General features: G+C 31.3%; 8 protein-coding genes. 4 read left to right on the top strand and 4 right to left on the bottom strand.

The genetic code is table 11. The features are described 5' to 3' along the window. The coding region (locus B2989_RS06535) for an Ig-like domain-containing protein (RefSeq protein ID WP_292946028.1) at positions 1–4340 on the bottom strand (4340 nt) is incomplete at its 3' end. Between the two features lie 388 nt (positions 4341–4728). On the opposite strand from B2989_RS06535, the gene B2989_RS06530 reads away from it, so the two are divergent. The 4 genes from B2989_RS06530 to B2989_RS06515 all read left to right on the top strand — a co-directional run bounded on the left by B2989_RS06530 (position 4729) and on the right by B2989_RS06515 (position 8856). Further along, complete coding sequence (locus B2989_RS06530) at positions 4729–5217, top strand: SixA phosphatase family protein (RefSeq protein ID WP_292946025.1); 489 nt, start codon at positions 4729–4731, stop codon at positions 5215–5217. 40 nt (positions 5218–5257) lie between these two features. Next, on the top strand, positions 5258–7318 hold the full coding sequence (gene ppk1 / locus B2989_RS06525) for a polyphosphate kinase 1 (RefSeq protein ID WP_292946022.1): 2061 nt from the start codon (positions 5258–5260) through the stop codon (positions 7316–7318). Next, the gene (locus tag B2989_RS06520) at positions 7311–8222 is read left to right on the top strand and encodes a Ppx/GppA phosphatase family protein (protein ID WP_292946019.1); all 912 of its coding nucleotides are present in this window, start codon (positions 7311–7313) and stop codon (positions 8220–8222) included. Before ppk1 ends, B2989_RS06520 begins: the two co-directional genes overlap by 8 nt. Positions 8223–8319: 97 nt before the next feature. Next, positions 8320–8856 carry a porin family protein gene (locus B2989_RS06515; RefSeq protein ID WP_292946016.1) on the top strand — a complete coding sequence of 179 codons (537 nt, stop codon included), beginning with the start codon at positions 8320–8322 and terminating at the stop codon, positions 8854–8856. A 65-nt stretch (positions 8857–8921) separates the two neighbouring features. On the opposite strand, the gene B2989_RS06510 is transcribed toward B2989_RS06515, so the two are convergent. From B2989_RS06510 to dnaX, 3 genes are read right to left on the bottom strand one after another with little or no spacing between them, the layout of a single operon-like run. Further along, positions 8922–9503 (bottom strand): tRNA-(ms[2]io[6]A)-hydroxylase, encoded by a 582-nt coding sequence (locus tag B2989_RS06510; protein ID WP_145001561.1) that lies wholly within the window; start codon positions 9501–9503, stop codon positions 8922–8924. Between the two features lie 14 nt (positions 9504–9517). Then, a complete protein-coding gene (locus tag B2989_RS06505; protein WP_292946012.1) occupies positions 9518–10054 on the bottom strand; it encodes a hypothetical protein in 537 nt (178 codons plus the stop codon). A gap of 2 nt (positions 10055–10056) precedes the next feature. Next, on the bottom strand, positions 10057–11787 hold the full coding sequence (gene dnaX / locus B2989_RS06500; protein WP_292946009.1) for a DNA polymerase III subunit gamma/tau: 1731 nt from the start codon (positions 11785–11787) through the stop codon (positions 10057–10059). Positions 11788–11814 lie beyond the last annotated feature (27 nt).

Raw genomic sequence — 11814 nt, 5'->3', positions numbered from 1 at the left:
ACAGTAGCTTGATCACAAGCTTGAGGCGTTCCGTTATCACAGATAGTGTATACAAAAGAATCCGTTCCTACATAACCAGCATTAGGTGTATACGTAAAGACACCAGTATTAGCATCGATAGTTACCGTTACACCTTGAGCAGTAGTAACTGTAGTTGTAGTAACAGTTTGCGTGTTACCTTCGATATCATTATCATTTTCTAAAACATTACCAGTTAAAGGTGTTGTTGGTGTTGTATTGTAAGCATCGTCATTCGCATTAGTTGTGTTAGGTGTTCCCTCTGGCTGCACAGTAATAGTTACAGTTGCAGTGTCACAAAGCGCAGGCGAAGCGTTATCACAAATAGTATATTCAAAAGTATCTTCACCAATAAACCCATCATTAGGTATATAGGTAATAGTCCCATCAGGATTAACAGTAACGGTTCCGTTATCAGGCGTTGTATTGTTAGTAATAATAATAGGATCAGCATCAGGATCAAAGTCGTTAGCTAAGACCACAATATTCACAGGAGTACCTTCAGGTGTGGTTGCAGTATCAGCATTAGCAATAGGTGCTTCGTTTTCAGGACCACTTTCCGGTAAAACCTCGATGTATACAGTTGCAGTATCACAAGCTTGAGGAGTACCATCATCACAGATTGTGTAAGTAAAAGTATCTTCTCCAGTAAAACCAGCATTAGGCGTATAGGTATAATTACCAGCAGCATCAATAGTTACCGAACCATTAGATGGATTAGTATTAGCAGTTACTGTTTGAATATCACCTTCAAAATCTTCATCGTTAGTTAATACATTACCAGAGACCGCTTGTCCAACAAATGTATTGTTGATATCAGCGATTGCATCAGTACAGTTAGAAAGAATTTCTGCAGATAAAGTAGTAGAACATTCATTAGCGTCTAATACTATTATAGAGTAATTACCCGCTGCTAAATCATTTATCGTAGCGTTTGATGTATATGTTGTACCACCATCAATAGAGTATGTATAAGGTAAAGAACCTCCAGAAACAGCAATATTTATAGTACCTGTAGCTTCTGTTGAACATAAAATATTAGTTACAGAATCAATTGATGCAGTTAAGACAGGTTGGTTTACAGTGATAACTTGAGTATGAGATGTTGTCAAATCACAAGCATCCGTAGCAATCCATTCTCTTGTTATTGTTTGGTTTCCGGTACAAATATCTCCAACAATTTCTTCATTAAAAGTAACTATGGCATCTCCACAATTATCAGTAGCTGTTAAAACAGCAGCATCAGGAATATTACTTCCATCTACTGTAATATTATTAGGTAAAGTCTCGACAAAAGTAGGAGGTGTGGTGTCCTGAACATTTATGGTCAAAGTTCTTGTTGTCTCATTTCCGCAATCATCGGTTGCAATCCAAGTTCTTTCTAATGTATAAGTATTTGGACAATCTCCATCAGTTCTTATTTCGTTAAAAGTAACAGTTGTATCGCTACAGTTGTCAGTAGCTGTAAGTACTTCCGCATCTTCTAAATCACTACATTCAATTGTTATTTCATCTGAAATAGTGCTAGGATTTGTGTAATTTGAAATACAAGCGAACTCTATATTATGTTGTCTTAAATTACCTGAAACATTAGCTTTTCTGGCTACAATTCCTACTCTAAATTTAAATGAAGATGTATTTGTGTTTCTAGTAGTAATATTAGCTTGCGGATATATATTAGTTACACCTGTATATTCAGTTGTTCCTGCTGTTGCCACAATCCAAGGACCTTCTTCAGTAATAGTTAAATCTGTTGGATCATTTACAGTGTAGCTATTTGTAAATTGTGTCCAGTTTACTTCTCCAAAATTTGTATTTCCATCAATATCACTAAAAGTCGTATAAAATTCTGGTAAAGGTGTTGGTTGATTATTTGTATTATCAATAAAATCTATTTGATATTCAGTGTAAGCTCTATCACCAATATTAGTTAAATTAAATGCGGTTTGAGGTCTGAAAGAGTCTACACTACCATTACCATTATCATCCAATAAAGGTACTGTTGTATTTATAGTAGCAAGTATTGTTACTACAGCATCTACACCTAGCGATACATTAGTAAACCTAAATTTTTCACCTTGTAAAAAGGTGTTATTATTTCCATCTCCTAAAACTTCTGTATAATTTGCAAAACTTAAAACAGGAACATCAACGCAAGAAGGTTGATTGTTATTAGTATCATTAGGAAATCCATCAAAAGTTGGACCAACAGTATCTTCTATTGTGAAAGTAGCTGTCGTTGAAGATGAATTTCCACAAACGTCAGAAGCAGTAAAAGTAACAGCAGTAGATCCTGTTACACCACAATCATCGCTTAAGTTACTATAATTATTTGACCATGTTACAGCACCACAATTATCTGTAGCAGTAGCACTACCATTGGTAGCTAACCAATTATTAAATGCAGCTTGACTATTTTGATCACATTGTACTGTAAAGTCAAAAGCATTTGTGTCTATAACTGGAGCTGTAGTGTCTTTAACTGTGATTATTTGAACATAATTAGCTATAGTACGACCGCAAGAATCCGTAAAATTCCAAGTATTTGTATAAGTACCTAAAGTTGGACAATTATTAGAAGGAACAAAAGTACCCGAAGTTTTGATTGGTGTCAAACCTGGACACGAGGATACAGGTGCTAAAGCTTGCGCATTGCTTAATTCTGTTGGATTGTTACATTCTATTTCTCTGTCTAAAGCAGATGTAGCTGTTACCCATGTTGCTGGTGCAGGTGCATTGATGGTTACAAGTGTATTTAAAGTATTACCAACACCACATCCATTAATTCCGTTGTGACTGCCACTAGAAATATTTTTAGGATTTATTTGTCCGATGTAAGTGGCTACTAAATTAGAATCAAACGTACCAGAACAATTATTTTGTAAATAATAACAATTATCGTTAACAGACAAATTATAACTTAAACTTATAGATTGACTTGCTTCCAAAACACCATTTGGAACCATAAAAGTTAAAGTTCTAGTGGTATTATTGTAAGTGTAAGTTATACCAGAAGATAAACCAGTTATTGGAAGATTAAGTTCAGCTCCATTAGGTATAACAGTGGTTAATGATACACCATTAGCATTATCATTTCCAACATTAGTTACATTTGCTGTGTAGGTGATTGTTTGTGGACTATTTGTTGGTGTAATTAAAGTTGGTGTTGCTGTAAAAATTGTCTGTAATTCTGGTTGATATATTTCAACAGAAAAACCTAAAACAAACAAACCATAGGTTTCTTGATTAGACGTTAATCTAAGAGTAGTAGAAGTCTGGTTATTAGTTAATAATGAATTACCAGGATTACTTAAAGGGAAAACAGCAGCATCAAAACCTAAGGTATTAGTACTTGCTGGATTCCTGTCAGTAAAATTATTTGCTCCATTACTTGGTCCTACAGTAATTCTACTATTAAAAAAGTTGTTAGAATCTCTTAATGGTGCAGATATATCAACAAACGTATTAGAGGTATTTAATATTTGTAAGCGGTCTCCAGTCAAAGATCTATCTCCTTCAAGCGCTCCAATAACAATGTCAGATCTAACAATACCATTTGGTACAGTTTGAAATCCAGAAATATTAATATCAAAATTATTTTGGCTACTAGTAACGTTAGCGTAACCATCAAAAAGTGTTATATTTCTAGCTTTTAATTTATCACTTTTATAGACCATAATGACCTGCCAACCACCAGATGTACCAGTGTTGGTGTTTTCATGAGATACTAAAAAACCAGTTTTAGCTTCTACATTGGCAACTTGATATTTACCAAAAGGGTTTCCTAAATTTTTAACACTATTAGTTATGTCCTTAACGCATACGTAAGGATCATTATTTAAATGTGGATTTTGATTTTTACCTCTATATATTACCTCGTCTGCATTTATAGTAGTATATGTGGTTTGACCTGGAAGCATCAATTTTACATTGTTATAATTCCAGTTAGGTTGATTTTCGGTTTCTATTCCAGCAACGTCAATACCTTTATCTGCTGCTGCCCAATACAATAGGACTTTATCAATTACTAAACAACTGTCGTTTGGATATGGATTGGTTAAATTGGCACTACTAGAATTAAAAGTACTAGCATCACTATCAATGTCAACATAAACGTTGTCCACAAAATCATGATTGTCCTGCTCTCCATTATAACTTCCTGAGGTCGTTCTAGACAACATGTTGTTTCCTACCATTTTTACATCTCCATTAATAGAGGCACTGTAACGAGGTGTAAAGACTTTTTTTACTTGAGCTTGCAGACTAAAGCTAATTAAAAGGACTCCTAAAATTAGTAACCTTTTTGTGTAATTTGTTTTCAATATATTCAAAACTTAATAGTTTAATACTCTATTTTTAATATAAATTTATTGCAAGAAAATAGCTGCCAATAGCTTACTATTGGCACAAAGGTTAAAAAGAGAATCTTTTGTTCTCATAGTATAAACTTATTTTACTGCGTTAAATTTTATATTTTTAACTATTCATAAAAGCTAAAAAATTGCTACAGTTTAAGGGAGGTTTATCAAAAATGATAATTGTAGGTTTTTTTTATTTACTCTATATTCAGGGATTAAAATTAATTAATAGCATAGCAAAAGAAGCACGATTTACACATCAAATCAAATAAATATGTTATAGCACCTATAAAACCGATAAATGGTATTTTAAAAAACAATAAACGAATATTAAAGCACTTAAACGACAATCATGAGCAAAATTATACAATTTATTAGACATGCCAAATCTTCTTGGCAATTTAATGTGTCAGATCACGATAGGCCATTAAAAAAAAGAGGTGTTAAAGATGCTAATTTGGTTGCTAATCACTTAAAAACTAATTTCATAAAGCCTAACTTAATTTTAAGTAGCACTGCATACAGAGCAAAATTAACAGCTTTGCTTTTCGTCGATGTTTTGGATTTAAAAAACATACAATTTCAGCAAAAAAAAGCACTTTATGATTTTTCTGGAGACTCAGTTTTAGAGGTCATAAATAACTGTGATGATAACGTTAATGTTTTGATGGTTTTTGGGCATAATCATGCCTTGACAAATTTATGTAATTCTCTAGGTAATACAAGCATTGACAACGTTACAACCTCAGGTTTTGTGCAAATAGAATTTGATCAAAATTCATGGAAAAACATAAAAAATGGTAACACTACAAAAATTGTCTTCCCAAAACATTTAAAATAGACAATCTAATTAGATATATTTGTAGTAAATTTTGCTGTAAATGACTAACCATATTATTGATAATAAATACATAAACAGAGAGTTAAGTTGGCTACAATTTAACCATCGTGTTTTACAAGAAGCTGCTGACGAGTCTGTACCTTTGATTGAAAGACTTCGATTTTTAGGAATTTTTTCTAATAATCTAGACGAATTTTTTAAGGTTAGATACGCAACCGTTAAACGTATCGATTACGCTGGTAGAGCTGGTAAAAGCCAGCTTGGTGGAATAAAAGCTTCTGAGTTGTTGGAGATTATTACCAACATAGTTATAAAGCATCAAACCGAAAGTTTAAAGATTTTAAGTGATATTCAAAAAAAGTTAGAAGCAGAGAATATCTTCATTTTAAGAGAATCTAAAATCACAAAAGCTCAAAAACAATACCTTAGAAAGTACTTTTTAGAAAAGGTTAGTCCAGCTCTTGTTACCATAGTTTTAAATACCGAAATCAAGTTACCTAATCTCAAGGATAGTGCAGCTTATCTAGCGGTAAATATGCATTTAAAAGATGGAGAAAATCAATACGCTTTAATAGAAATATCTAAAAATATGGATCGATTTATCGTGTTGCCAAAAGTTGGCGATACTGATAATATAATCATGTTAGATGATTTACTGAGACTATTTTTAAACGATATTTTTAACATCTTCGAGTATAACAAAATTACTGCTCATATGATTAAAATCACTAGAGATGCCGAGTTAGATTTGGATAGTGATTTGACTAAAAGTTATATGGAAAAAATCAGTGATGGTGTAAAAGAAAGACAAGAAGGTGAGCCAGTACGATTTGTTTACGATAAAACCATTGATAAAAAAACTTTAGAGTTTTTAATGGACAAAATGGGTATTGATAATACAGATAGTATTATTCCGGGAGGTCGTTACCATAATCGTAGAGATTATATGGACTTTCCTAGCTTAGGACGTACCAACTTATTGTACGATAAAATAGTCCCATTACCAGTAAAAGGTTTAAGTCTAGAAGGTAGTATTTTTGAAACGATTGCTAAAAAAGACTATTTACAATACGCACCTTATCATACGTTTTCATACGTAGTAAAATTTTTAAGAGAAGCAGCTTTAGATCCTCAGGTTAAAGCTATTAAGATTACTATTTACAGATTAGCTCAAATTTCTCATGTAGCCAGTTCCTTAATAAACGCTGCCAAAAACGGTAAAAAAGTAATGGTCTCTATGGAGATTCAAGCACGTTTTGACGAAGAAGCTAATATCGCTTACGCGGAACAAATGCAGCGTGAAGGTGTACAACTAATATTTGGAGTACAAGGTCTTAAAGTGCATAGTAAAATGTGTATTATTGAAAGGGAAGAGGATAAAAAAATAAAACGATATGGTTTTATAAGCACTGGTAACTTTAACGAGTCTACAGCCAAAATATATACAGACTATACTTTGTTTACTGCTAACCAAAGAATACTTAAAGACGTCAATAAAGTGTTTAACTTTTTTGAAGTTAATTATAAAATTTACAGATTTAAACATATAATTACATCACCTCATTACACAAAAAATAAGTTTTTTAATCTTATAGATAAAGAGATTAATAATGTTAAAGAAGGTAAACCTGGTTATATAAAGCTTAAAATGAATAGTATATCTAACTATCCAATGATAGATAAGCTATACGAAGCAAGTCAAGCAGGAGTTAAAATACAAATGATAGTTCGTGGAATTTGTTGTTTAGTGCCAGGCGTAAAAGGTATAAGTGAAAACATAGAAGTAATAAGTATAGTCGATAAATTTTTAGAGCACACAAGACTTTACGTATTTTGCAATAATAACAACCCTCTAGTTTATATATCTTCTGCAGATTTTATGACCAGAAATATCGAAAACAGGGTAGAAGTAAGCTGTCCTATTTATGATAAAGATATAAAAGAAGAATTGATTGATACGTTTCATATTTGTTGGAATGATAATGTTAAAGCTAGGATATTAAATAAAGCACAAAACAATACCTACAAGCGTAACGATAAACCACAATACAGAAGTCAATTTGAAGCTTACAATTATTTAAAAAATAAATTAGATGCTTAAAATCCAAAAATATGCTGCTATAGACATTGGATCCAATGCTGTTAGATTATTAATATCTAATATTGTTGAAGAAAAAGGTAGTGATACAAGATTTAAAAAAAGTTCATTAGTAAGGGTTCCAGTGCGTTTAGGTGCAGATGTTTTTATAAACGAAGAAATATCGGAAAACAATGTACATCGTATGCTACAAACCATGCAGGCTTTTAAATTACTTATGGAAACCCATGGTGTAGTAAAATATAAAGCGTGTGCAACTTCTGCAATGCGTGAAGCAAATAATGGTAAAGATGTTGCAAAATTAATTAAGAAAAAAACAGGAATTCAGATTGATATTATTGAAGGTGAAGAAGAAGCAGCTATTATAGCAGCTACAGATTTACAATCGTATATTGATGTAAATAAAAACTATTTATATGTAGATGTAGGAGGTGGTAGCACTGAATTTTCTGTAATTGTCAAAGGTGAAAAAATAGCCTCTAAATCATTTAAGATAGGTACTGTTAGACTACTTAATGATATGGTTAAAAAGGAAGCTTGGATTGAGTTAGAACAATGGATTAAAAAGCAAACCACAACTTATGATAAGATTGAGGTTATTGGTTCTGGTGGTAACATTAATAAAATATTTAAAGTGTCTGGAAAAGCTATGGGCAAACCGTTGTCTTACTTTTATTTGACGTCTTACTACAATATGTTACAAACGTATTCATATGAAGAGCGTATCTCTATATTAGATTTAAATCAAGATAGGGCAGACGTTATTATTCCTGCTACACGTATATATCTGTCTGCCATGAAGTGGAGTGGAGCAAAAGATATTTATGTACCAAAAATAGGATTGGCAGACGGAATCATAAAAAGTATGTATAATGATACCGTTTCTAGCCATACAAAGTTAAAATAATACACTTTATCTATTTATTACTTTCTATTACTTAAAAAAAAATTATATTTACTTTTACAAAACTTAACTCAAAAAAACCAACTAAATTTTTCAAAATATGAAAAAAACTATTTTACTATTAACGTTTGTATTAGCTTCTTTTTACGGATTTTCTCAAGACGCTTTGTATGGTGTAAGAGCTGGATACAATATTTCTAATTTAGATTTTGATCCTGAAGTACCAACAGGTGTAGAAAATGCACATAGAAATGGATTTTTTATCGGATTTTTTGGAGAGTATAGTCTTTCTAAATCTTTTTCTTTTGCACCAGAAATTCAGTTTTCTGCCGAAGGAGCAAAAGATCAAGAATTACGTATTAACTACATTCAAGTACCATTATTTTTTAAATATAAAATAGGTAATAAATTAGCAATAGGTGTAGGTCCTCAAGCTAGTTTAAAAGGTCATTCTTATGAGGATGGATTACAAAATTTAGGTTTTTCTGCTTTAGGAGGATTAGAGTATATGATTTCTGACGAGTTTTTTATTGACTTCAGATATTCTTATGGATTAATAAATGTTATTGATGATAACGTTATTGATTTAGAAGCAAAAAATACAAATATTCAAATAGGTTTAGGAGTAAAATTCTAAAAGCTATATTTATTATAAAAAAAAAGCCAATTCTATTAGAATTGGCTTTTTTTTATAGCTCTAGTTTAACCATGTATGGTTTCTTTTTTACTTAAATTAACCATGATTTCAGCTTCATATTCTAGTAAATCATTCCATTTTTTATCTACTTCTTTGCGGTCTCCATATTGTCTAGCAAAACCTAAAAACATAGTATAGTGATTAGCTTCACTTACCATTAATTTTCGGTAAAATTCTGCTAAAGTTTTATCTTCCAATTCTTCAGATAATAATCTAAAGCGTTCACAACTTCTAGCTTCGATTAAAGCAGCATATAGTAACCTGTGGACTAATTGTGTTGTTCTACTTCCTCCTTTAGGAAAAAAGGTTATCAGTTGTAAAACATAGTCGTCTTTGCGGTCACGACCTAAAACCCATCCGTTTTTAAGTATTAAATCATGAACCATTTTAAAATGGCTAATCTCTTCTTTAACTAAGGCTACCATTTCTTGTACTAATTCTGTATATTCCGGAAAACTAACAATTAATGAGATAGCAGTACTAGTTGCTTTTTGTTCGCAATAAGCATGATCCGTTAAAATGTCTTCAATGTTTTTTTCTACAATATTTACCCATCTTGGATCGGTTGGTAATTTTAGTCCTAGCATAATTTTGTTAGTTGTTAACTCTTTCTTTCTATGGTATAATCGCCAAGTGTATTAATTGCTATGCTGTAAGTATTACAATCTTTAGTGTTTGGTATGCACTGTGATGCAATTAAATGTAAAGTGTTAGTTTGTAAAGATTTTAATTGGTCAACATAAATTTCAGTATTAACGTAGTTCATACTATTTTCTAATAAAAATTGTTCATTAATATTATTTTTGAAAATAATTTTATCGTTTTTAAAAACTTCAATTTCTGAAATTACTTCTCTGAAATAGTGTTTAGACTTTATGACGTTTTCTGAGGTATAACCTAAAACAGAATGATTCATATCTGTATAATTTTTAATTTTAACCCTATAGCCATTACTTAAAATGGTATCAGTGGTAGATTCTGTATACGCTTCCGGAAAAAAGGTTGCTTGTGTCTTATAGGATTTTAGCATGTTACTTTCAGTAAGTAATTGAGTCTTGGATTTTTTAACACGATCACGTCCATCACAACTTAAAAATGCGACAATTACAACAAGTAATATTACTGCTAATTTATTCATGATTAAACATCTAAGTCAAAGGTTTTACGTAGCAGCTCTAAGTTAGGGTTTTTTTCTTTAAGCTTTTCATATTTTTCAATAGGTGTATAAGCGTATTTAGTATCCAACTCTTCATTAACGTTTATATCTAAAGCAATGTCGTAGTTTTTTAAGTTTTTTCTTAAATAGGACATCAAGTCAAAGGATTGTCTTTCGACTTCAACTTTATTTGTAGCGTTTGGAAACGTCAATTTAATTGAAAATCCATCTTCTGCCAACGTTGGTTTATCAATGGATAGGATAGAGGCTAAATTAAATTTACCTTCTTTTTCTATTTGATGTACAAAAGCATTCCAAACTTCAGTTAATTCATCTTGATTAAAAGGTTCTCTTGGTAAATTTTCCTCATCAACAACAACATCTAATTGTTTTATTTGATGTTCTTTTTTAGCTCTAATACTTTTTAAGGATAAACCTGAAGTTCTTTTTTTACTAGAAGCAATACCATTTTCCAAGACAATTTTAGGTTTGGTTGGTTCTGCTTGCTTTTGTAATTCAGGATTAACTTTTGTATTGTTTTGTTGAGATACAGCTGTGTTTTCAACATGAACCGGTTTTACAACCTTAATAGGTTTAATTCCTATTTTTTTAAAGTATGAAGGTGGTATTATGAACCGACTGCTATTTTTTTTTTCTCCATCAAAAGTGATAGAGGCAAGTTGCATTAGTGTTAGTTCAACTAACAGTCTTTGGTTTTTACTGCTTTTATATTTTAAATCGCAATCATTAGCTAGATTAATACCTTTTATTAAAAAGTCTTGTTCTGCTTTTTTAGATTGCTCTAAATATTTATTTTTAGTATCATCTCCAACTTCAAGTAACTCAATAGTTGATGGGTTTTTGCAAACTAGTAAATCTCTAAAGTGAGAGGCTAAACCTGCTATATAATGATGTCCATCAAAACCTTTTGCCAACGTTTTATTAAATTGGATTAAAAGTTCTGGAATTTTGTTTTCTAAAATGTAATCTGTACTTTCAAAATAGGTTTCGTAGTCTAATACATTTAAATTTTCTGTAACCGATTGTCGTGTCAGGTCTTTACCAGAAAAACTTACAACTCTATCAAAAATAGACAAAGCATCACGCATAGCTCCATCCGCTTTTTGAGCGATAATATGTAAAGCATCATCTTCAGCATTTATACCTTGCTCTTCAGCGATGTATTTTAAATAATTTTTAGCATCCTTAACAGTTATACGTTTGAAATCAAAAATTTGACAACGCGATAGTATCGTAGGTATAATTTTATGTTTTTCTGTAGTTGCTAAAATAAAAATACAATGTTTTGGTGGCTCTTCTAATGTTTTTAAAAAAGCATTAAAAGCAGCTTGAGATAACATGTGGACCTCGTCAATAATATAGACTTTATATTTTCCAACTTGTGGCGGAATCCTAACTTGGTCTGTTAAGTTTCTTATATCGTCTACCGAGTTGTTTGAAGCAGCATCTAATTCAAAAATATTAAACGCATAGTCTTCTTCACCTGTTTCGTTACCATCACTATTAATCATTTTAGCCAAAATACGTGCACAACTTGTTTTTCCAACACCTCTTGGTCCTGTAAAAAGTAGTGCTTGTGCTAAATGATTATTTTCAATAGCATTAAGTAAGGTATTAGTAATAGCAGTTTGACCTACAACATCCTTAAAGGTTTGTGGTCTGTATTTTCTTGCTGATACTACAAAATGCTCCATGACTAATTATTGAACAACAAATTTAAA

Origin of the sequence: Olleya sp. UBA1516 (genome assembly GCF_002323495.1) — a bacterium.
In the GTDB taxonomy this organism is placed as follows: Bacteria; Bacteroidota; Bacteroidia; order Flavobacteriales; family Flavobacteriaceae; genus Olleya.
This window is presented reverse-complemented; position numbering and strand designations above follow the sequence as displayed.

Bases quoted from the DNA above. Each gene is read 5' to 3' on its own strand.
- B2989_RS06530 (WP_292946025.1), top strand. From the start codon at position 4,729: ATGAGCAAAATTATACAATTTATTAGACATGCCAAATCTTCTTGGCAA.
- ppk1 (WP_292946022.1), top strand. From the start codon at position 5,258: ATGACTAACCATATTATTGATAATAAATACATAAACAGAGAGTTAAGT.
- B2989_RS06520 (WP_292946019.1), top strand. From the start codon at position 7,311: ATGCTTAAAATCCAAAAATATGCTGCTATAGACATTGGATCCAATGCT.
- B2989_RS06515 (WP_292946016.1), top strand. From the start codon at position 8,320: ATGAAAAAAACTATTTTACTATTAACGTTTGTATTAGCTTCTTTTTAC.
- B2989_RS06510 (WP_145001561.1), bottom strand. From the start codon at position 9,503: ATGCTAGGACTAAAATTACCAACCGATCCAAGATGGGTAAATATTGTA.
- B2989_RS06505 (WP_292946012.1), bottom strand. From the start codon at position 10,054: ATGAATAAATTAGCAGTAATATTACTTGTTGTAATTGTCGCATTTTTA.
- dnaX (WP_292946009.1), bottom strand. From the start codon at position 11,787: ATGGAGCATTTTGTAGTATCAGCAAGAAAATACAGACCACAAACCTTT.